This window comes from Nesterenkonia sp. DZ6 (assembly GCF_022565835.1).
GTDB lineage: Bacteria > Actinomycetota > Actinomycetes > Actinomycetales > Micrococcaceae > Nesterenkonia.
Map to the genome: position 1 here is coordinate 713,999 of NZ_JAJOYW010000001.1, position 20,141 is coordinate 734,139.

Consider the following 20,141-nt stretch of genomic DNA (forward strand, 5'->3'; position numbering starts at 1 on the left):
TAGACCTGGCGCGACAGCTTAGCCGGAACGCTACCAGGCCTCACTGCCCGGTGTCTGGGAGGCGCCTTCCTTGGCAAGCTGACTGGTCGGATCTAGCCTCTACCTATGAGAGGGCTACCCAGTGAACCCCCACCGAGACACGACCTGACGATGGCGCTTGGCCAATTGCAGCGCCACATACTCTTCGACTCGGCCCTGGTGATTCACCAGCCGGGGAGCGGTGACTCTCGGGTGGTCACCCGGCTCGGGTACAGCAACGGAACGGCCTGGGCGCTGCAGAACCTCTTCCCGCTGAACTACGAGATAGGTTTCACCGACCGCCTCGATCCAGTCGATCACCTGCCCCCTTCGATCAGTGACATCGGGGCGGACCTGCGTGAGCAGTTCGTCCGGACACCTCTGTTCCGCCGCTATCTGAGCACCGAGGGGTATCGCGACGGAATGAGCCTCGAGCTGTTCGACGAGTCCGAGTATCTTGGGCTCGTACACTTCTCCGCGAGACAGTCCGGCACGTTTCAACCCGCCCAGCGGGCTTTGGCACAGAGCTTGTCGGGTCTCCTTGCTCTGGGGCTGCGCAGTCATGCCGCTCGTCAGTCCACCGCAGAGACTGTGCATCTGCGGTGGACTGCGGGAACACCGTGCCCGTCGACGCAGGAGAGCGTCCCGCTGTTGAAGGATCCGAACTTCATCATGGTGGTGGCTGAGTTCTTGGAGAGTCCCCTCGACACTCTCCGATACATCTGGCATTTCGACGGCAGCTGGGTCCGCGTGACCTTGTCCCGGCGCTCAGAGAACGACGACCTCGCGGTGACCGCTCAGAAGGTCACGCGGGAAGATCTCTGGCAGCTGCGCCTGCAGGAGCTGCGCGTCCTGAGCGGCCTGGTCATCGGTCGGACCGACACAGAGATCGCGACGGCGCTCACGCTCAGCAAACGGACGATCAACACCCATATGGCCAACATTCGGCGGAAGATGGGTGTCGGGAGAAGAGCGGAGGCCGCCGCAAGAGCTGCGACGGCCTCGATCTTCATTCCAGGTGCTTCCACTGCGCCTATCAGGGACCTTGCGCGGGTCTTCAACAGAGTGCGCTAGTGGATGTCTGAGACCAGCACGCCTGCCAGATCGACCGCCTCGCGTTCGTGGTCGAGAAGTTCATCGCCGCCCATGGCACCAAGGATCGGCGTGTAGGCATCCGACGTTCCTGTGTGTACGCCCGCCAGCTCTTCGATCACCGCGAGTCCACAGAACGGAACGTACATGGGGCTGTATCCACCCTCCTGCAGACAGACGAGTCTGCCCTCGGACACCTCGGCGGAGAGATCCACCAGCTTTCGCGCCAGACTTCGGAACCCATCACTGCGCATCATCATGCGCGCCAGCGGATCCATGATGGACGCATCGAAACCGCTGGCGACGATGATCAGCTCGGGCTGATAGGCCCTCACGGCGGGCAGAACGACAGTATCGAATGCGTACTCGTAGGCACCGCTTCCTCCGCCCGGAGGCAGTGGCACATTGAGCGTGTAGCCGAATCCTTCCCCCTCACCTCGCTCATCGCGAAAACCAGAATCAGAGGGGAAACAACGGTCTTGGTGCACCGAGATGTTCAGGACTTCGGCAGACTCGCGAAAGATGTCCTGAGCTCCATTGCCATGGTGGACATCCCAGTCCACGATGGCAACTCGCTTCAGACCCAGCACCTCGAGGGCGTATGCGGCGGCGATGGCTCCATTATTGAAGGTGCAGAAGCCCCTGCCGGTGCTGCGTTCGGCGTGATGCCCGGGAGGGTTGATGAGCGCGTAGGCGTTGCTGACCTGACCCTCGACAACCGCGCGGACTGCCTCGATGGCCCCTCCGGCGGCCAGGAGCGCGATCCGGTGCCCCCCATTGCCGAACGGCGAGACCCCGTCACCGGCGTCGCCACCCTTGGGAAGGGCGCTTTCGGCGAGGATTCGGTCGTAGTGCGCCTTGTCATGGACCCGCAGGATGTCAGCTTCTGTCGCCTGTTGGGCGTCGATCTGTTCCAGGGAATCAATGAGCCCCGAGGCTGAGATCAGCTCATGCAGACGACGTTTGGTATCCGGGTGTGCCACATGATGTCCGATCGGCTGAGTCAGGGAATCGACGCTCGACGGCAACAGTCCGCCGCTTCCCGTGTCAGTCCAGCCGTAGAGCGTGTTCCATATATAGCCGGTGGTCGAGGTCATGAGGCCGTTCCTCTCGGGTAGTTTAGGGGCCGGTGTCCGGCTGATCTCAGCATCAGCCAGGACAGCCCCGAAGACATCAGCAGTTCTACCGAGATGAGTGATCTCTTTCACATGAAAACTCGTCAGAGTGCTGTGACAGCAGAACGCCACCCGCACTCACTGTTCGATGCCTGGGAGTGGTTCTCGTCATCAGTCTGCGACCGGTTACCTAGTGATTCGACCGGATCATCGCGACCCTAAGGACGTGCCGGCTTCGGCGCTCAAGATTGCGATCCTCGGTGCGTGTGGCACCCGGAGGACGGCCTCCGCAGTGCTAATCTCGGGCCATGCCGGTTCGTAACACTCGCCGCGTCCGCGCCGCGCGCCGGCGGACCAGACGCGTCGCCGCCTCGGGAAGCGACCTGACGAAGGACCAGTGGTTCCGCATCCTCCAGGCGTGGGCGCGCTGCGCCTACTGCGGCGCCGAAGGTGCTCCTCTCCAGAAGGACTGCGTATCCCCGATCTCCCGGGGTGGGCGCTACACGATCGACAACGTGGTGCCTGCCTGCCGTTCCTGCAACGCGAGCAAGTGCAACGACGAGGTCACCTCCTGGATGCGACGACGGCGCCTCGACGAGCCGGCGTTCCTGCGCCGCTGGGTCGAGATCACTCGGACCCTCCGCGCGGAGGATGCAGCGGTGGAAGATGCAGCGGTGGAAGATGCAGCAATGGATGATGAAACGGCGTTGAGCTGATCACATCTCGTCCCGGAAGCCGTGTCATAGGGCTGTGACAGAGTGGTCACGTGAGCATCCCCAGCACGAACACAGCCAGCCCTGACTCCTCCGCCGCCGAGCGCGATCCGGCCTTCTACACCGAGGCCCGCGAGCGCCTGGCCGCGCTGGCCGGAGCCGAGGTGGACTTCCGTGACGGCCAGTTCGAGGCGATCTCCGCGCTGGTGCAGGAACGACGCCGGGTGCTGGTGGTGCAGAAGACCGGCTGGGGAAAGTCTGCGGTCTACTTCCTGGCCGCTCATCTGCTGCGCAGCCGCGGACGCGGGGTCAGCCTGATCGTCTCCCCGCTGATCGCGCTGATGCGCGACCAGATCGCCGCCGCCACCCGCGCCGGGGTGCGCGCCCAGGCGGTCAGCTCCGCCAACGCCCACGAATGGGACTCCATCATGGAATCCCTGCGCAATGACGAGCTCGACGTGCTGCTGATCTCCCCCGAACGTCTGGCCAACCCGCGCTTCCGCGACGAGGTCCTGCCCGGGCTGCTGCAGCGCATGGGCATGCTGGTGGTCGATGAGGCTCACTGCATCTCCGACTGGGGTCATGATTTCCGGCCCGACTACCGCCGCATCGGGGAGATCGTGCGCAACCTCCCCGCCGAGGTCCCGGTCCTGGCCACCACCGCCACCGCGAACTCACGGGTGGTCGATGACATCGCCGCCCAGCTCACCCCTGCCGGGGAAGCTGCCGGACTTCAGGGGGCTGACAAAGAGGTCCTGGTGCTGCGCGGCACGCTCAGCCGTGAATCCCTGCGCCTGGGCGTCCTCTCGCTGCCCGACTCCGAACAGCGCATCGCCTGGCTCACCCAACATCTGAAGGACCTCACCGGCAGCGGGATCGTCTACGCGCTGACCATCTCCCAGGCCACCGACCTCGCCGCGCACCTGAATTCCCACGGCTACAAGGTCGCCGCCTACACCGGGCAGACCGACCCGGATGAGCGCCAGCAGCTGGAGCAGGCGCTCAAGGACAACACGGTGAAGGCGTTGATCGCGACGAGCGCGCTGGGCATGGGCTTCGACAAGCCGGACCTCGGGTTCGTGGTCCACCTCGGCGCCCCTTCCTCCCCGGTCTCCTACTACCAGCAGATCGGCCGTGCAGGACGCGCGGTGGACAGCGCCGACGTGCTGCTGCTTCCCGGCAAGGAGGACATCCGCATCTGGGAGTACTTCGCCCAGGCCTCCATGCCGACCCAGGAACGCGCCGATGCCGTGCTGGGCGCCCTCTCCCCCGAGACCACGCTCTCGGTGGCCAAGCTCGAGGCCATGGTGGAGATCCGCCGCTCCCCGTTGGAGCTGCTGCTCAAGGTCCTGGAGGTCGACGGCAGCGTCCGCCGGGTCTCCGGCGGCTGGCTCTCCACAGGCAGACCGTGGACCTATGACGCCGAGCGTTATGACACCATCCTGGCGATGCGCCGGGCCGAGCAGCAGCTGATGCTCGACTACGAGCGGCTCCCCGCCGGGGTCTGTCGAATGGTCTTCCTGGCCCACGCCCTCGACGACGAGGAAGCCCAGCCCTGCGGTCGCTGTGACACCTGCGCAGAGACCTGGTTCCCGCATGATGTCTCCCAGTCGGCCCTCGCCGAGGCCAAAGACAGCCTGGACCGCGTCGGTCTGGAGATCGCCCCGCGCAAGCAGTGGCCCACCGGGCTGGACGCACTCGGGATCAACCTCAAGGGAAAGCTCCCGGCCGAGGCACAGTCCCAGCCGGGACGAGCACTCGCCCGGCTGAGCGACCTCGGCTGGGGCACCCCTGTCCGCGAGGCGCTCCAGGGCGCCGACGCGGAGGTCTCCGAACAGCTGGTGCGTGGAGCGATCCGGGTCCTGGCCGAATGGGGCTGGGCGCGTCGACCCGACGTCGTCGTCTCGATGCCCTCCCGGAAGCATCCGGTGCTGGTGGACTCCATCGCCCGGGCGCTGGCCCAGGTCGGTCGGCTGCCCTACGCCGGAGCACTGGAGTGGGTCGACGGCGGTCCCACCAGCACCCCGGACACCAACAGCGCCTTCCGGCTGGCCGGGCTCTTGGGGAAGTTCGCGGTGCCGAAGGAACTCGCCGAGAAGATCAACGGCGCCTCGGTGCTGCTGGTCGACGACGAGGTCGTCTCGCGCTGGACGCTCACCGTGGCAGCCCGGGAGCTGCGCGGGGCGGGTGCGGCAGAGGTGCTCCCCTTCGCGCTGGGCATGCGCGGCTGATCCCGACTCCCTGCAGGTGATTCGGGCGGGATGAACAGGCGGAGGGTACGGGCGTGAATGCTGGATACTCCCAGCTCCAGCCACCAGGATGAGGACCATCGCCGGGACTCCGCTCCCGGCCACCGGCAGCAGCCTGAGGAAGGACGACCTGTGAACGCACAGAGCCCGCACACCGCCTATGAGCCCTCGAACACCCACCGCTCGGTCTGGCTGGACACCTACTCCCCGGAGTCCATCCCCAGCGACTCCTTCACCGAGGGCGCGCACTATGACACCGTCGTCGCCGGAGCGGGCCTGACCGGTCTGACCACGGCGGTGCTGCTGGCCCGGGCAGGGCATAAGGTGGCGGTGCTGGAAGCCCGAGCAGTCGGGGTTGTCGCCACCGGCAACACCACCGCGAAGCTCTCTCTGCTGCAGGGCACCACGCTCTCCAGCATCCGCAGGCACCACTCCGCTGAGGTGCTGCAGGCGTATGTGGACGGCAACGATGAGGGCGTCTCCTGGCTGGTCCGCTATATGCAGGAACACGGGGTGCCCTATCAGCATCGCACCGCCTACACCTACGCCACCACAGAATCCGGACTCTCCTCGGTGCAGGAGGAGTTCGCCGCCTGCCAGGAGGCTGGGTTGCCGGTGACCTGGACCGATCAGACCGATCTGCCGTTCGAGGTCAGCGGCGCCGTGGCACTGGCGAAGCAGACTCAGTTCCACCCCATGGAGGTCCTCGCCGCCCTGGCCGAGGAGCTCCGTCAACGCGGCGGGGAACTCATCGAAGGGGTCAGGGTCACCGGGGCGACCTCCAACGGCTCCGCGGCTGGTGACGCATCCGACACTGCCGGGGGCGCCGGTGCGAAATCCCGTACGGGAACTCCCCGGGCCTCGGTGGAGGACGACACCGAAGGCTCCCCTCTGGACCCGGCAGTGGATGAGGCGCCGCTGACCGTGGAGACCTCCCAGGGTCAGGTGACCGCGGCGCGGCTGATGCTCGCCACCGGGGTCCCGGTCCTGGATCGCGGCGGCTATTTCGCCAAGCTCAAACCCAACCGCTCCTACGCGATGACCTATCGGGTGCCCGGCGCTCCGGTCAGCATCCCGAAGGGCATGTATCTCAGTGCCGACACCCCTGGCCGAACCCTGCGCACGGTCCCGGTGAACGGTGAGGAGCTGCTGCTGATCGGCGGCAACGATCACGGAGTGGGCCGTTCACCCTCCGAGCGCGCCGCCGTGGATGATCTCGAGGCCTGGGCGCAGGCCCATTTCCCCGGCGCGAGGCGCACCCACGTGTGGTCCGCCCAGGACTACCGCACCGCGCAATACGTCCCGTTCTTCGGCGCGCTGCCCCGCGGCGGCGGAAGGATCTATCTGGCCACCGGGTACAACAAATGGGGCATGAGCAACGCGGTGGCCGCGGCGCTGGCCATCTCGGCGCAGATCCTCGGCGGGCACATGGCCTGGGCCGAGACGCTGAGCAAACGGATGGTCACGCCTTCGGACGTGTTCACCGGGATCAAGGACAACCTGGAGGTGGGCGGGACCCTGGTGGCCGGCTGGGTGGGCGCCGAGCTGCGCTCGCTGCCCGAGGACACCCCCGAGGAGGGCGAGGGCAATGTGGGTCGCGACCATGGGAAACCTGTCGGGGTCTCCACCGTGGACGGTCAGACGTGCAAGGTCTCCGCGATCTGCCCCCACCTGGGTGGGGTGCTGAAGTGGAACGACGCGGCCCTGTCCTGGGACTGCCCGCTGCACGGCTCACGCTTCGCCGCCGACGGGGAGCTTCTGGAAGGGCCCGCGGTCACGAATCTGTCGCCATTGTGAAGTCCCGCGGGTAGGAGGCCTGGGCGCCGAGCCGGGTAGTCGTGGCGGCGGCGAACCTCGAGGCGATGGTCGCCGCCGTCTTCAGACTGTCTCCGCAGGTCAGCCGTCCGAGCAGGGCGCCGGCGAAGGCGTCCCCGGCGCCGCTGGTGTCGACTGCCTGCACCTGGACGCTGGGCACATGCACCGGTTCCAAGCCAGCTTCATGGATGCTCGCCCCGGCTGCTCCGCGCGTGACGATGAGGGTCTCGATGCCCAGCGCGCCGGTCGGGTCTTCGGGTGTCGGGTCCTGCGAGTGACGGTGGGCAGCGCCGGCATCCGCCAGCAGATGGTCGGCCTCACCTTCATTGACGATCACCAGGTCCACGTGGCGGAGATCCAACGTCTGCTCAGACAGCGGTGAGGCGTTCAGCGCCACCCTGGTCCCTGCCGCGCGGGCGCGGGCAGCCACCTCCAGGACGGTGTCCAGCGGGACCTCCAGGCTGAGCAGGATCCAGTCGGCCTGGTCCAGCAGCGCTTCCGGGCAGTCCTGGGCTTGGAGTTCCGCGTTGGCCCCGGGGACCACCACGATGGTGTTCTCCCCGTCAGCGCGCACGGTGATGAAGGCCATCCCCTGGGCGCCGCGGCCCGGAGCCACGGCGTCGACGTGAACCCCTGCCTCGCGCAGCGCGTTCACCGCTTCGGCCCCGGCGGCGTCGGACCCGCAGCGAGCGATCAGCTGCGCCTCGGCGCCGACCAGCGCTGCGGCCACTGCCTGGTTCGCGCTCTTGCCCCCGGTGGCGGTCTGCGACGCGGTGGCCAGCAGGGTCTCCCCGGGCTGTGGGAACTCAGGCAGCCGCGCGGTGATGTCGCGGTTCACCGCTCCCATGACCAGCAATGTCATATGTGTCCTCTCCTGTGCAGGGCAGCTGAGTCCCATGATGCCAGCGATGCACAGGGGCCTGCCGCCAGAGATGAGCACGGCTCGGAGCGGATGCGCGGCAGCGTCTGGAATTCTGCCGCGGCGGCGAAGCACCCGATGCGAACGATCACGCGCGAAAGGCCCAGCCGATGTGCGGCTGGGCCTTTCGAATGTATGCACGGCGGTGAGCACGTCCGGCGTCATGCAGCCGGGAGCACCTCGGTGGCGCTGCCCTGACCCGCAGCCCCGGCCTGCTCAGCTCAGGAGAGCGAGAGGAAGAGCTTCTCGAGCTCCTCCACGGTCAGCCCGTCCTCGGTCTCCGCCGCCCGCTCAGGGTCGGTGACGCAGAACTGCATCGCCGAGGAGACCACGCTGAACCCGGCGCGGTCCAGGGCGGTGGACACCGCCGCGAGCTGGGTGACCACGTCGCGGCAGCTGCCGCCGTTCTCCACGGCGTTGATCACCGAGTCCAGCTGGCCGCGGGCCCGCTTCAGGCGGTTCACGATCTTGCGCTGTGTCTCCGGATCGGCTTCTCTCATGATTCTCTCCCTGTTTCTCGCACTGATTCGTCTCTATGTTGCCAGCTGATCTCCGCGCCGGCGGTACAGCAGGGTCCCGAGCAGCACCACGATGGCCGCTGCGGCGCCCAGGCCGTAGGCCAGCGGCAGCTCCTGGAGGAACACCACCACGCCCATGGCCAACACCAGATATCCGAAGGCCTTCTTCAGCGCCTTCTCTGGGACGTGCTTGCCGAACGCGGTGCCGATCAGCGCGCCGATCACCGTGATCACGGTGATGATCAGCACCGGGACCCAGTCGATGCTCACCGAGGTCAGATACCCGGCGAGCCCGGTGAAGGACTTCATCGAGATGATCAGCAGCGAGGTGCCCACCGCGGCGGGCATCGAGAGCCCGCCGAGCAGCACCAGCGCCGGAACCACCAGGAACCCGCCACCGGCACCGACCATGCCGGTCACCAGACCGACCACGAGTCCTTCGATCAGGATCTTGGCCAGCGGAAGCTTCTTCCTAGGCTGACCAGAGGCTTTGGCGCGACGGTCCAGGATCATCGCCAACGCCGTGGCGACCATCATGATGCCGAAGGCCACCATCAGCACGACGCTGGGCAGTCGGCTCCCCAGCAGTCCGCCGCCGAAGGCTCCCACCATGGCCGCGGCGCCGAAGATGAACCCGGTTCGCCACTGCACGTTCCCGCGCTTGGCATGGGCGACCACGCTGACCGCGGAGGTGACCCCGATGATGAACATCGAGGCGGCGATCGCCTCCTTCGGCGGCATTCCCGCCACGTAGGTCAGAAGCGGAACCGCAAGGATCGTACCCCCGCCGCCGAGCAGGCCCAGCGAGATCCCGATGATGACGGAAAGGATCATCGCCAGGATGAGACCGGTACTCACCCCCGCGACGCCGGAGTCTGGATCTGCGTGGAGCGAGGAATCTGCGCCAGGAATGCCTCCACGGTCGGGTCAGCCTCCACCTTGTTCCACGGCATCTTGTTCAGCGCCGCGGCCATCGCACAGGAATCGGTCGCCGCGGAGAAGGTCAGCCCCGCACCGATCGCGCCGGCGACGTAGCCGACCTTCGGGGAGATCAGCTTGCCGCCGAGGAACCCGGCGAGCACCAGCGATCCGGCGACCATCCGGACCTGGCGATCCATGGCCCAACGCTGCTGGCCACGGTGCGTGTGCTGGCTGTGCTGCGCTTCCATGGCGACGACGCCGCCCTCGAGCACCCGTGCCGTGTCCACTCCTGCAGCGCGCAGGTGCTGCAGGGCCTGGTTGGCGCGGTTGCCGGTCTGGCAGATCAGCACGATATCGCCGTTGAACTGCTCGGCCAGGGTCTCCTTGTTCTTCTGCAGCAGATCCAGCGGGACGTTGTGGGACCCGGGGACCCGCAGCGACTCGTGCTCCGCAGGGGTGCGCACGTCGACGAGCAGCGGGGCGTTCTGTGAGCGGAGCTTCTCGACGAGTTCGGTGGGGCTCATCGGGGATGCGGCCGCCGTCGTCGTCGGGTTCAGGGTGCTCGTGGTGGTGTTAGCCATAGGGCTGGTGTTTCCTCTCGAAAAGTGTGTGGTGCTGCTGAGACCAGAACAGTCTGATCAGTGTGATTTGTTCCAGTCTGACCAGCCGGCATAGCTGCCGACGAGTTCGCGGACGTCATGGCCCTGCCGGCGCAGCGCGCTGGCGGCCACCGAGTTCCGGACCCCGGACTGGCAGTAGGTGACGATCGGGCCGGAAGCAGGAAGCTGATCCTGGTTCCACAGCACGCGGCCGGCGCTGAGCTGCTTGGAGCCGGGGACGTGGCCGTCGGCGTGTTCGGACTTGTTGCGCACATCCAGCAGCAGAGCCGGCTCGAAGTTCTCCAGCTCGGCAGGGGTGATGGTGGCCGGCTGAGTCTGCGGCAGGTCGGCGATGCTGACCGTGTAGCCCTTGACCGCATCGATGCCCACTCGCATCAGGTGATTCCGCATGTCCTCGGCCTGGTCCTGATCCGCGGCCAGGAGGATCAGCGGCTGCTGCTCCTTCTCCGGGTCGTAGGCCCAGGCGCCGTAGCTGGCGAACTTGCCGCCGGCGGGGATGTTCAGCGCAGCGAGGACGGTGCCCTGCTTGACCTCGTCGTTGGTGCGGGTGTCCACGAAGATCGCACGGTCCTCTTCCAGGGCGCTGCGCACCTGGTCCGAGGTGAAGGCCTCGAGGGGGCTCAGCGGGCCGAGCACTGCGGGGCCTTCCTTGTTCTCGCGCTTCATCCGACCGAAGTAGGCGTGCGCGTCTGGCTGGCCGTCGAGCAGCTCATCGATGAAGCCCTGTTCATCGTCATTGGCCAGGTGCTTGGACCACCAGGCGTTGATCCGCTCGTAGCCGACCGTGGTGGCGGGAAGCGCGCCGAGTGCCTTGCCGCAGGCGCTGCCGGAGCCGTGGCCGGGGTAGACCAGCACATGATCGGGCAGCGTGAGGAACTGCTCTTTGAGGCTGGTGAAGAGCTGCTTGGCTCCCACGAAGCGGGTGTCCACTCCCCCGGCGGCTTCATCGAGGAGGTCGGGGCGGCCGAGGTCTCCGGCGAAGACGAAGTCTCCGGAGATCATGTAGCCGGGGTCGTTGCTGAAGGCGCCGTCGGTCACCAGGAACACCAGGTGCTCAGGTGTGTGGCCGGGGGTGTGGCGGGCCTCAATGGTGATGTTGCCCAGCTTGATGGTGTCCCCGTGGGTCAGCCGGGTGGCGTCGAAGCCGTACTGCCAGTCATCGCCGCCCTCGCCGGAGACGTAGGCCTCCGCGTTCGCGGCGGCAGCGAGCTCGCGGGTGCCGGAGAGGTAATCGGCGTGGATGTGGGTCTCGGCCACGGCGGTGATGCGCATGCCGTGGCGGGCGGCCAGTTCGAAGTATTCGCTGTTGTCGCGGCGGGCATCGATGACGATGGCCTCGCCCTTGGACTGGCAGCCGATGAAGTAGCTGGCCTGAGCCAGGTCCTCGTCGTAGATCCGTTCAAGAAGCATGAGATCCCTTCCTTTGAAAGTCAATGGATACCCCAGGGGGTATGTCACTACTCTCGCACATACCCCCTGGGGTATACAAATCTAGCCAAGTCGCCCGGGCTCCATAGCGCTCTGGACCTTGCCGATGCGAGCTGGGAGAGGACGTCCTCACTGGTCATGCAGGCGTGCAGCCACTCCGGAGGCCACCAAGCCAGGGCCTGTGTCTACAGGCAGCTCGGTCAGGCGCCACTCCAGCATGCCCTCATGCAGCCGCCAGGCAGTCCGGCCGGCGGCACGCAGGAGATCCACCGCTTCGTACGCGAGCACGCAGTAGGCACCACGGCAGTATGCAACGACGTCCTGACCGGACGGCAGCTCGTTGATCCGCCGAGGAAGCTCCTCCACCGGGATGGACACGGCACCTGGGATATGGGCGGCCACATACTCCTCGACAGGACGTACATCAAGCACCGTGACCTCGCCCGCGGCAACCCTGGCCAGAAGCTCGTCCCGGCCAACCTCGTCCTGCTCACCCGGGGCCCCGGCAGCCCGACCGCTGGCCAGATAGTCCTCCCGGGCGCGACCCACATCGGAGACTCGTTCACCGGCCACATTTCGAAGCTGCTCATAGAGCCGGATCACATCCAGGCCCGCCAAGCCGTAGTGCACCCGGGTACCGTCCCGGCGAGTGGTCACCAACCCAGCCTGCTTGAGCACCTGCAGATGAGCCGAGGTGGTGCTCAGCCCCAGCTGAGCTGCAGCCGCCAGGTGCTCGACGCTTCGCTCGCCCTGGGCAAGCAAATCCAGCAGCTCCAGGCGCTTGCCGCTGCCCAGCGCCTTCCCCACTCGAGCCAGCTGCTCGAACAGCACGGTCTTCTTCTGCCGATCACCCAATTGATCCTCCAGACTTCTTTGGACTATCATAACAACCAGTATTCTAGTTTTCTTTGGAATACGAGATCAGCCCGACTCCTCGGGCAGCGCCGGCCTAGGAAGGGCGAGCCTCATGAAGGGTTCGGGATGCACTCACATTCGCAGGAACGCTGGGGCCGCCGTCGAGCGGACCCAGCGCTTCACGGCGAGCCCGCAGGTGGAGACATGAGCGCGCGTCGGTCCCCCGCAGGGCCACCGACGCTGGGACTGCGCGCCAACATCTCCCAGTTCACCCTCCTCGTCGCGGTGAACGCCCTGGTGGGAGGCATGGTCGGCCAACAGCAGACGGTGCTCCCGCTGCTCGCGGAATCCGAGTTCCAGCTCACGGGCTATACGTTCATCTTCACCTACGTCGCCGCCTTCGGCGTCACCAAGGCCATCGCCAACTACTTCGCCGGGACCCTGTCGGACAGGTACGGCCGCAAGCCGGTGCTTCTCATCGGCTGGCTCTTCGCCGTGCCCGTTCCGCTGATGTTGATCCTCGCGCCGGGCTGGGGCTGGATCATCGCCGCAAATGTCCTGCTGGGCATCAACCAGGGGCTCACCTGGTCCACCACAGTAGTGATGAAGATCGACCTCGTGGGGCCCACCAAGCGCGGCTTGGCCATGGGGCTGAACGAAGCCGCAGGGTATGGCGCTGTAGCCGTGACCTCCCTGCTGGCGGGATACCTGGCGGAGCAGTTCGGGCTGCGCCCGGCACCGTTCCTGTTGGGCCTCGCCTACACCGCCCTGGCGCTGCTGCTCTCAGGTGCGTTCGTGCGCGAGACTATCGGGCACGCCCACTTGGAGGCGGCCGAGCATGTGGCCCGTGCCGACGGCACCCACGATCACCTGCACGCAGACCTCACCAGCCGGCAGGTCGCAGTCCAGACGAGCTTCCGGGAACCGGCCCTCTCTTCGGCCAGCCAGGCTGGGCTGGTCAATAATCTCAACTTCGGTCTCTCCTGGGGTCTCTTTCCCCTGCTCTTCGCCACGGCCGACCTCTCGGTAGGCGAGGTCGGGCTACTCTTCGCGCTGTACCCAGGCGTGTGGGGAGCGGGGCAGCTGGTCACCGGCGCGCTCTCGGATCGGATCGGGCGCAAACATCTGATCACCGCAGGGATGTCCACGCAAGCCGTGGCTCTGATGCTGATCGCCTCGGGTGATGACTTCAGCAGCTGGGCCGCGGGCACGGCTCTGCTCGGGGCCGGCACTGCGATGGTCTACCCGACGCTGCTCGCCGTGGTCGGCGACGTCGCCCACCCGGCCTGGCGCGGTCGTGCGGTAGGCGTCTACAGGGTCTGGCGCGATCTCGGCTACGCAGCCGGGGCTGTGCTGGGCGGGATCGTGGCCGACCTGATGGGACTCTCTGCCGCGGTGTGGGTGGCTGCCGCCGTCAGCGCAGTCTCGGCCGCGATAGTGGCGGCACGGATGTACGAGACCCACCAGAGGCCCTCGATGAGCAGACATTGAACTGCACACAATTCAGTTTCGACCCTCGACCCATAGCCCAGGAGGCCACAATGCAGGAAGTCTCACCTTCAATGACGTTCAAACGGATGGAGACGGCTCAGATCGTTGACGTGCGAGAAGATGAAGAAGTCAGCGCTGGCATGATCCCGGGAGCCCTCCATATACCCCTGGGACAGCTGCAGACACGGCTGCCGGAACTCGACTCCGCACGGCCGACGATCACAGTGTGCCGCAGCGGTCGGAGAAGTCTGACGGCGGCGCAGACCCTGAGCGACGCAGGATTCACCGTCGAGAGCATGGAGGGCGGAATGACTCTATGGGCCAAAGAGGGTCATCCGACGGCACTCCCCTGAGAAGCCTCTGCAAGTCCTTGAACTCAGCACCTCCTCACCGGCACCCCTGGCGCCCCTGGACACGAGGCTGATGTCCACCGGTGGCCCTCTCTTCAGACAGCCCAGGCGCCGAGGAAGCCCTCCGGCGCGCGACGCGTTGAGCGCCGGAGGCAGGAAGTGCAGATGGCGCCAGCTGAAGGACAGCCGGTACGCTGAGAACTCTGCCCTCCCCCGGCCCGGTCCAGCTGCGGCCGCATCGCGGGAGCGCTGACATTTCGTGTATCTACCTGTCTCGGCGGCGGCCTCGCTGTGGAGTCAAGGCGGCACTGAGCACGCGAGAGCCGACTCCCGGAGGATCCACCACCATGCCCGCGCACCAGTCCGACGCCGTGCAGCCGCGACCAGCTGCTGAGCCAGGCACTCGTCCCGCACCCAGCTTCCCCGGCTCCGACCCGCGGCAGACCCTGCGCGGCGCCGTGGGTCCCGCCTATTTCCCGGTGGCCCTGCTGGCGCGCTTCCCCTACGCGATGATGGTGGTCGGGGTGCTGACCCTGGTGGTGGCCGCGCGGGATTCCATCAGCCTGGGCGGACTGACATCGGCCATGGTCGGTCTGGGCACCGCGATCTTCGGCCCGCTCATCGGAGCTGCGGCGGACCGCTGGGGCCAGCGCCGGGTGCTGCTGATCGCCGGCTCCGCCAGCAGCCTCTCGCTGCTCGCCATGGCCTGGGTGGTCTATAGCCCCTTCGGCACCTGGGCCGTGCTGACCTCGGCCTTCTTCGTGGGAGCCACCGCTCCGCAGGTCCCGCCGATGTCGCGCAGCCGACTGGTGAGCGTGATCTTCCGCGAGCTGCCCCCGGCACGGCAGCAGAAGACGATGAACTCCACGATGGCGTATGAGTCCGCCGCCGACGAGATCACCTTCGTCTTCGGTCCGGTCATCGTGGGCCTGCTCGCCGCCACGCTCGGCGGAGCGGCACCGATGATCGGCGCCGCGATCCTGACCCTGTGCTTCCTGATCACCTTCGCGCTGCACCGCACCGCGGACGTAGTGCCCAAGAACGCCGCCACCCACCAGGAGCCCGCACCGGTGCGGTCACTGTTCGCGCCGCGGCTGCTGGTGCTGATGGCCGGCGCGCTGGGCATCGGGCTGATCTTCGGCTCCACATTGACCACGCTGACCTCCTTCATGGCCGACCTCGGCTACGCCGAACGCGCCGGGCTGGTCTACGGCGCGATGGGCATCGGCTCGGCGGTCTTCGCCCTCGCCGCGGCCCTGTTCCCGGCGAGCTTCAGCCTTCAGGCGCGCTGGCTGAGCTTCGGCGGCGTGCTGCTGCTGGGCACCATCGGACTGCAGTTCGCCTCGGCCCTGCCGGTGCTGCTGCTGGTGCTGCTGGTGATGGGGGTGGGGATCGGCCCGACCCTGGTCACCCAGTTCAGCCTGGTGGCCGAGCGGAGCCCGCGCGGGCGCTCCACCACGGTGATGTCGCTGCTGACCACGGCGATCGTGATCGGTCAGTCGTCCTCCTCGGCGATCACCGGGTATCTGGCTGAGGGCTTCGGGACCCAGGTCGCGGCGCTGGTGCCGCTGGTCGCCGCGCTGCTGATCATCCTCGCCGCGGTGGCCAATGCGCTGGGTGTGAGCAACGCGCGGGACTACTCCCGGGACTGACCCTCAGCCTGGTCGTGGTGCTGATCCTCCGCCTCGTTGCGGCGCTCCGCTCCCCCCGGCACGTCTTCGGGATGCTCTCCGGCGCGCGCGTCGAGGGTCGGCCAGACCCCGGCCGTGCCTGTTCTCAGCACCGGGCGCAGCACTGATTCCTGCAGCGAGGATCCGCGGCGTCGTCGTCGGAGGGCCAGCACCAGGCGGACCACCACCGCCCCGCCGAGCACGACCCAGAAGGCGAGGAACAGCCATCCCACCACATGGTCCATGGGACCCACCTTGTCATGGTCCATCGAGCCGCTGAACCCCCGCCGCCTCACTGGGTGGGATACAGCTGCGTCCGGGCAGGCTGGAACCCCGACAGCCTTCATCTACTGGGCGATTTGGGCGCTTTTTCGGCCCTTTCGGGGCCCAGAGATCCCTCAAATCGCCCACTCGATGCGCGACAGAGCAGCTGGAGAGGGCACTGGTCCTGGGACCCCCGTGACACGAAGACGGCCGGTGAGGTCCCCGTCAGGGGAGCCTCACCGGCCGTCTCAGTGGCTCAGCTTCTCAGCTGGAGCCGTTGACGCAGAAGCTGATCACGCGTCGTCGTTGTCCGACTCCGAGGAGCCGTCACCTTCGACGACGGGTGCCAGGCTGAGCTTTCCGCGGTCATCGACCTTGGAGATCTCGACCTGGATGCGCTGGCCGACGTTGACGACGTCTTCGACGTCATCCACGCGCTTGCCCTCGTTGAGCTTGCGCAGCTCGGAGATGTGCAGCAGGCCATCCTTGCCCGGGGTCAGCGAGATGAACGCGCCGAACGTGGTCAGCTTGACCACGGTGCCCAGGTACCGCTCGCCGATCTCGGGGACCTGCGGGTTGGCGATCGCGTTGACCGCGGCGCGGGCTGCCTCAGCAGCTTCGCCGTTGGTCGCGCCGATCAGCACGGTGCCGTCATCCTCGATCGAGATGTCGGTGCCGGTGTCCTCCTGGATCTGGTTGATCATCTTGCCCTTCGGGCCGATGACCTCACCGATCTTGTCCACGGGGACCATCACCGAGATGATGCGCGGTGCGAACTCGGACATCTCATCCGGGGTGTCGATGGCGGCGGCCATGACGCTCAGGATGTGCAGGCGAGCTTCGCGGGCCTGCTTCAGCGCTGCGGAGAGCACCGAAGCGGGGATGCCGTCGAGCTTGGTGTCCAGCTGGATGGCTGTGACGAACTCGGAGGTGCCGGCGACCTTGAAGTCCATGTCGCCGAAAGCATCTTCGGCGCCGAGGATGTCGGTCAGGGCGGCGTAGCGGGTCTCACCGTCGACCTGGTCGGAGACCAGGCCCATGGCGATGCCTGCGACCGGAGCCTTCAGCGGCACACCGGCGTTGAGCATGGACAGCGTCGAGGCGCAGACCGAACCCATCGAGGTGGAGCCGTTGGAGCCCAGGGCCTCAGAGACCTGGCGGATCGCGTAGGGGAACTCCTCGCGGGACGGCAGCACCGGGGTGATGGCGCGCTCAGCAAGAGCACCATGTCCGATCTCGCGGCGCTTGGGTGAACCCACGCGGCCGGTCTCACCGACCGAATACGGCGGGAAGTTGTAGTTGTGCATGTAGCGCTTGGTCTTCACCGGCGACAGCGAGTCGATGTTCTGCTCGAGCTTGAGCATGTTCAGCGTGGTGACACCCATGATCTGGGTCTCGCCGCGCTCGAAGATGGCCGAGCCGTGCACGCGGGGAAGGACCTCGACCTCGGCGGTGAGCTGGCGGATGTCCGTCAGGCCGCGTCCGTCGATGCGGACCTGGTCGCGCAGGATCCGCTGGCGGATGACCTGCTTGGTCACCGCGCCGAATGCCTTGGCGACTTCGCCGCCGCGACCCTCGAACTCCTTGCCCTCGCCGGCGAGGTCCTCGCGGACCTCGGCCTTCAGCTCGGAGTCGGCAGCGTCGCGCTCCTGCTTGTCAGCGATCTGGTAGACCGCGCTCAGACGCTCCGAAGCGGAGGACTCCACCGCGGCCAGCACGTCGGACTCGTAGTCCACGAAGGTCGGGATGTCGATGGCGGGCTTGGCGGCGCGAGCTGCCAGGTCTGCCTGTGCGTCGCAGAGGACCTTGATGAACGGCTTTGCAGCCTCGAGGCCCTCGGACACGATGTCCTCGGTGGGCGCGGTGCGGCCCTGCTCCTTGATGAGCTTCCAGGAGTCATCGGTGGCTTCGGCCTCGACCATCAGCACGGCGATGTCGTCGTTGACGACTCGACCGGCGACGACCATGTTGAACACGGCGTCCTTGAGCTGGGAGTGCTTCGGGAAGGCGACCCACTGGGCGCCTGAGCCGGTGTCCACGAGGGCCACGCGCACTGCACCGATCGGGCCGGAGAACGGCAGACCGGAGAGCTGGGTGGACATCGAGGCGGCGTTGATGGCGACCACGTCGTAGAGGTCATCCGGGTTGATCGAGAGGATGGTCTCGACGACCTGGACCTCGTTGCGGATGCCCTTCTTGAAGGCGGGGCGCAGCGGGCGGTCGATCAGGCGGCAGGCCAGGATCGCGTCGACGGAGGGGCGACCCTCGCGGCGGAAGAAGCTGCCGGGGATGCGACCTGCGGCGTACATGCGCTCTTCGACGTCGACCGTCAGCGGGAAGAAGTCGAAGCCCTCGCGGGGTGACTTGCCCACCGTGGTGGCCGAGAGCAGCGTGGTGTCCTCGTCCATGGTGACCAGGACGGAACCGGCGGCCTGCTTGGCGAGGCGGCCGGTCTCGAAGGAAATCGTGCGTGTACCGAATGATCCGTTGTCGATCACGGCTTCGGTGTAGTGAATCTCGGGACCCTGCATTACAGGTGTCTCCTCTCAGTAGCGTGCATTGCTGGCGAGCCAGTGAGAGGAAAGGATCTGCGTACATACGGTCGGTCATCGATCGAAGCCCACGGGCCTGGCACGTGTCGTGCCTCCCGGAGGCTACTACCGAGGACCGGAACATATGAGTTCGATCCCTCTCACTGGCGGGTGCGCCACCCACTATCCTCGCATACAAAGCAGGCGGCTCCTACGGTCATGAAGACCGTTTCAGGAGCCGCCTGTTTCGTTGCTTGGTGATCAGCGTTTGACGCTGAAGCTCATCGGCGGATACCGAGACGCTTGATCAGCGAACGGTAGCGCTCGATGTCCGTAGCAGCAAGGTACTTCAGCAGACGACGACGGCGACCCACCAGGATCATCAGACCGCGACGGGTGTGGTGATCATGCTTGTGCACCTTCAGGTGCTCGGTGAGGTCGGAGATCCGACGCGTCAGAACCGCAACCTGAACCTCGGGTGAACCAGTGTCACCCTCGGAAGTTGCGTACTCCTTGATGATCTCCTGTTTGACAACGGGATCTAAAGCCATGGAAGAGCTCCTTCATTGTTGTACCGCGAACAGGACCGGGCTTTGCCGGTGAGGGCCAGGGACCAGTGTCAGCCACCGCGGACTGCAGCATGACGACGTCGCCGAAGCGACCTTTCTACGATACAGGAGCGCCTGGCACACGGGAAACGCTGGTGTGCAGCACGGTCAGGTACGGCAGCGCGACCGGCTCCCCCGGGGTGAGCTCCAGGTGCTCGTCGAGGTACCAGTCCAGGTTGGCCCGGCGGCGGGCTCGGGCGGGCTCTTCGGCGGAGAGCCAGGAGCTCAGCGTGGTGGAGAGCTCCCGGATCTGTTCAGGTGTGATCTTCCGCTCCCACCGGGTCTGCGTGGTGTCCCAGGCGGTGAAGCGTGCCGGGTCCACCGGCGGGGTCCAGCCCGGCCGGTAGACATCTCCGGCGCGCATGATCCGGGTCAGCCGGTGCACCCAGGGCACCGAGGTGTCCAGATAGTTCGCGACCACCCCCAGCACTCCCTGCGGCCGCAGGATCCGGCGCACCTCGTCCTGCACCAGGGCGTCATCGAACCAGTGCCAGGCCTGGGCCGCGACGACGACGTCGCAGCTCTCCTGCTCCAGCCCTGTCGCCTCCGCCGTGGTGCGGTGCACCTTGAGGCGGTGCGGCGGGCGGGTCTGTCCGGGACTCTGCTCCGGATTCTGCTCCGGATTCTGCTCGACGCTGCGGGCGCACATGACCTCGGTCATGGCCGCAGAGGGCTCGACCGCGTGGACGCTGGCACCTCGGGCCAGCAACGCCCGGGTCAGGATCCCGGTGCCGGCGCCGAGGTCTGCGACCACCGGCGGCCCGACGGAAGCGCAGGATCCAGCCGCGCGCAGCAGCTGGTCCACCATCTCGTCGGGGTAGCGGGGACGGACCGCGTCGTAGCGCCGGGCCTCCTCGAGCGAGGTGTCATCGGCGAAGGAGGCGCCCAGGCGACGTCGTCGTTCTGGGTCGGAGATCAGCGCCTGCTGGGCGGGCCGTGGCTTGGGACGGGAGGGCACGTGCCG

General features: G+C 66.9%; 18 protein-coding genes. 7 read left to right on the forward strand and 11 right to left on the reverse strand.

Annotated elements, in window-relative coordinates:
• Positions 1 to 198: 198 nt before the first annotated feature.
• Entirely contained in the window at positions 199 to 1,092 is an 894-nt protein-coding gene (locus tag LTH93_RS13405) for a helix-turn-helix transcriptional regulator (RefSeq protein WP_241470068.1), read from the forward strand.
• Here the strand turns inward: LTH93_RS13405 and LTH93_RS03220 are convergent.
• Positions 1,089 to 2,363: a class II histone deacetylase gene (locus LTH93_RS03220; RefSeq protein ID WP_241470069.1), complete on the reverse strand. Its 1,275-nt coding sequence runs from the start codon at positions 2,361 to 2,363 to the stop codon at positions 1,089 to 1,091. The genes LTH93_RS13405 and LTH93_RS03220 overlap by 4 nt on opposite strands.
• A gap of 170 nt (positions 2,364 to 2,533) precedes the next feature.
• Between LTH93_RS03220 and LTH93_RS03225 the strand changes: the two genes are divergently transcribed.
• The 3 genes from LTH93_RS03225 to LTH93_RS03235 all read left to right on the forward strand — a co-directional run bounded on the left by LTH93_RS03225 (position 2,534) and on the right by LTH93_RS03235 (position 6,984).
• Complete coding sequence (locus LTH93_RS03225) at positions 2,534 to 2,941, forward strand: HNH endonuclease (RefSeq protein WP_241470070.1); 408 nt, start codon at positions 2,534 to 2,536, stop codon at positions 2,939 to 2,941.
• Between the two features lie 50 nt (positions 2,942 to 2,991).
• Complete coding sequence (locus LTH93_RS03230; protein ID WP_370642646.1) at positions 2,992 to 5,169, forward strand: RecQ family ATP-dependent DNA helicase; 2,178 nt, start codon at positions 2,992 to 2,994, stop codon at positions 5,167 to 5,169.
• Positions 5,170 to 5,319: 150 nt separating this feature from the next.
• Positions 5,320 to 6,984 (forward strand): FAD-dependent oxidoreductase, encoded by a 1,665-nt coding sequence (locus LTH93_RS03235; protein ID WP_241470071.1) that lies wholly within the window; start codon positions 5,320 to 5,322, stop codon positions 6,982 to 6,984.
• Here the strand turns inward: LTH93_RS03235 and LTH93_RS03240 are convergent.
• The 6 genes from LTH93_RS03240 to LTH93_RS03265 form a co-directional block, all read right to left on the reverse strand.
• On the reverse strand, positions 6,962 to 7,864 hold the full coding sequence (locus LTH93_RS03240) for a ribokinase (RefSeq protein ID WP_241470072.1): 903 nt from the start codon (positions 7,862 to 7,864) through the stop codon (positions 6,962 to 6,964). The genes LTH93_RS03235 and LTH93_RS03240 overlap by 23 nt on opposite strands.
• 278 nt (positions 7,865 to 8,142) lie before the next feature.
• On the reverse strand, positions 8,143 to 8,421 hold the full coding sequence (locus LTH93_RS03245; protein ID WP_036473958.1) for a metal-sensitive transcriptional regulator: 279 nt from the start codon (positions 8,419 to 8,421) through the stop codon (positions 8,143 to 8,145).
• A gap of 33 nt (positions 8,422 to 8,454) precedes the next feature.
• On the reverse strand, positions 8,455 to 9,297 hold the full coding sequence (locus tag LTH93_RS03250; RefSeq protein ID WP_241464118.1) for a sulfite exporter TauE/SafE family protein: 843 nt from the start codon (positions 9,295 to 9,297) through the stop codon (positions 8,455 to 8,457).
• Positions 9,294 to 9,941, reverse strand: a complete 648-nt coding sequence (locus LTH93_RS03255) for a rhodanese-like domain-containing protein (protein WP_241464116.1) — start codon at positions 9,939 to 9,941, stop codon at positions 9,294 to 9,296. Before LTH93_RS03255 ends, LTH93_RS03250 begins: the two co-directional genes overlap by 4 nt.
• A gap of 57 nt (positions 9,942 to 9,998) precedes the next feature.
• Entirely contained in the window at positions 9,999 to 11,390 is a 1,392-nt protein-coding gene (locus LTH93_RS03260) for an MBL fold metallo-hydrolase (RefSeq protein WP_241464115.1), read from the reverse strand.
• Between the two features lie 147 nt (positions 11,391 to 11,537).
• Positions 11,538 to 12,263: an ArsR/SmtB family transcription factor gene (locus LTH93_RS03265; RefSeq protein ID WP_241464114.1), complete on the reverse strand. Its 726-nt coding sequence runs from the start codon at positions 12,261 to 12,263 to the stop codon at positions 11,538 to 11,540.
• A gap of 204 nt (positions 12,264 to 12,467) precedes the next feature.
• On the opposite strand from LTH93_RS03265, the gene LTH93_RS03270 reads away from it, so the two are divergent.
• From LTH93_RS03270 to LTH93_RS03280, 3 genes are all read left to right on the forward strand, one after another.
• Positions 12,468 to 13,754: an MFS transporter gene (locus tag LTH93_RS03270; protein ID WP_241470073.1), complete on the forward strand. Its 1,287-nt coding sequence runs from the start codon at positions 12,468 to 12,470 to the stop codon at positions 13,752 to 13,754.
• Positions 13,755 to 13,840: 86 nt separating this feature from the next.
• Positions 13,841 to 14,107: a rhodanese-like domain-containing protein gene (locus tag LTH93_RS03275; protein WP_370642691.1), complete on the forward strand. Its 267-nt coding sequence runs from the start codon at positions 13,841 to 13,843 to the stop codon at positions 14,105 to 14,107.
• Between the two features lie 344 nt (positions 14,108 to 14,451).
• Positions 14,452 to 15,756, forward strand: coding sequence for an MFS transporter (locus LTH93_RS03280; RefSeq protein WP_241470074.1), 1,305 nt, complete (start codon positions 14,452 to 14,454; stop codon positions 15,754 to 15,756).
• On the opposite strand, the gene LTH93_RS03285 is transcribed toward LTH93_RS03280, so the two are convergent.
• The 4 genes from LTH93_RS03285 to LTH93_RS03300 all read right to left on the reverse strand — a co-directional run bounded on the left by LTH93_RS03285 (position 15,741) and on the right by LTH93_RS03300 (position 20,135).
• Entirely contained in the window at positions 15,741 to 16,019 is a 279-nt protein-coding gene (locus LTH93_RS03285; protein ID WP_241470075.1) for a hypothetical protein, read from the reverse strand. The genes LTH93_RS03280 and LTH93_RS03285 overlap by 16 nt on opposite strands.
• Before the next feature lie 312 nt (positions 16,020 to 16,331).
• Positions 16,332 to 18,569 (reverse strand): polyribonucleotide nucleotidyltransferase, encoded by a 2,238-nt coding sequence (locus LTH93_RS03290; protein WP_241470076.1) that lies wholly within the window; start codon positions 18,567 to 18,569, stop codon positions 16,332 to 16,334.
• A gap of 281 nt (positions 18,570 to 18,850) precedes the next feature.
• Positions 18,851 to 19,120, reverse strand: a complete 270-nt coding sequence (gene rpsO, locus LTH93_RS03295) for a 30S ribosomal protein S15 (protein ID WP_036473966.1) — start codon at positions 19,118 to 19,120, stop codon at positions 18,851 to 18,853.
• 115 nt (positions 19,121 to 19,235) lie between these two features.
• Complete coding sequence (locus tag LTH93_RS03300; RefSeq protein ID WP_241470077.1) at positions 19,236 to 20,135, reverse strand: class I SAM-dependent methyltransferase; 900 nt, start codon at positions 20,133 to 20,135, stop codon at positions 19,236 to 19,238.
• Between the last annotated feature and the right edge of the window lie 6 nt (positions 20,136 to 20,141).

Bases quoted from the DNA above. Each gene is read 5' to 3' on its own strand.
- LTH93_RS03225 (WP_241470070.1), top strand. From the start codon at position 2,534: ATGCCGGTTCGTAACACTCGCCGCGTCCGCGCCGCGCGCCGGCGGACC.
- LTH93_RS03255 (WP_241464116.1), bottom strand. From the start codon at position 9,941: ATGGCTAACACCACCACGAGCACCCTGAACCCGACGACGACGGCGGCC.
- LTH93_RS03285 (WP_241470075.1), bottom strand. From the start codon at position 16,019: ATGGACCATGTGGTGGGATGGCTGTTCCTCGCCTTCTGGGTCGTGCTC.
- LTH93_RS03275 (WP_370642691.1), top strand. From the start codon at position 13,841: ATGGAGACGGCTCAGATCGTTGACGTGCGAGAAGATGAAGAAGTCAGC.
- LTH93_RS03240 (WP_241470072.1), bottom strand. From the start codon at position 7,864: ATGACATTGCTGGTCATGGGAGCGGTGAACCGCGACATCACCGCGCGG.
- LTH93_RS03270 (WP_241470073.1), top strand. From the start codon at position 12,468: ATGAGCGCGCGTCGGTCCCCCGCAGGGCCACCGACGCTGGGACTGCGC.
- LTH93_RS03290 (WP_241470076.1), bottom strand. From the start codon at position 18,569: ATGCAGGGTCCCGAGATTCACTACACCGAAGCCGTGATCGACAACGGA.
- LTH93_RS03245 (WP_036473958.1), bottom strand. From the start codon at position 8,421: ATGAGAGAAGCCGATCCGGAGACACAGCGCAAGATCGTGAACCGCCTG.
- rpsO (WP_036473966.1), bottom strand. From the start codon at position 19,120: ATGGCTTTAGATCCCGTTGTCAAACAGGAGATCATCAAGGAGTACGCA.
- LTH93_RS03260 (WP_241464115.1), bottom strand. From the start codon at position 11,390: ATGCTTCTTGAACGGATCTACGACGAGGACCTGGCTCAGGCCAGCTAC.
- LTH93_RS03280 (WP_241470074.1), top strand. From the start codon at position 14,452: ATGCCCGCGCACCAGTCCGACGCCGTGCAGCCGCGACCAGCTGCTGAG.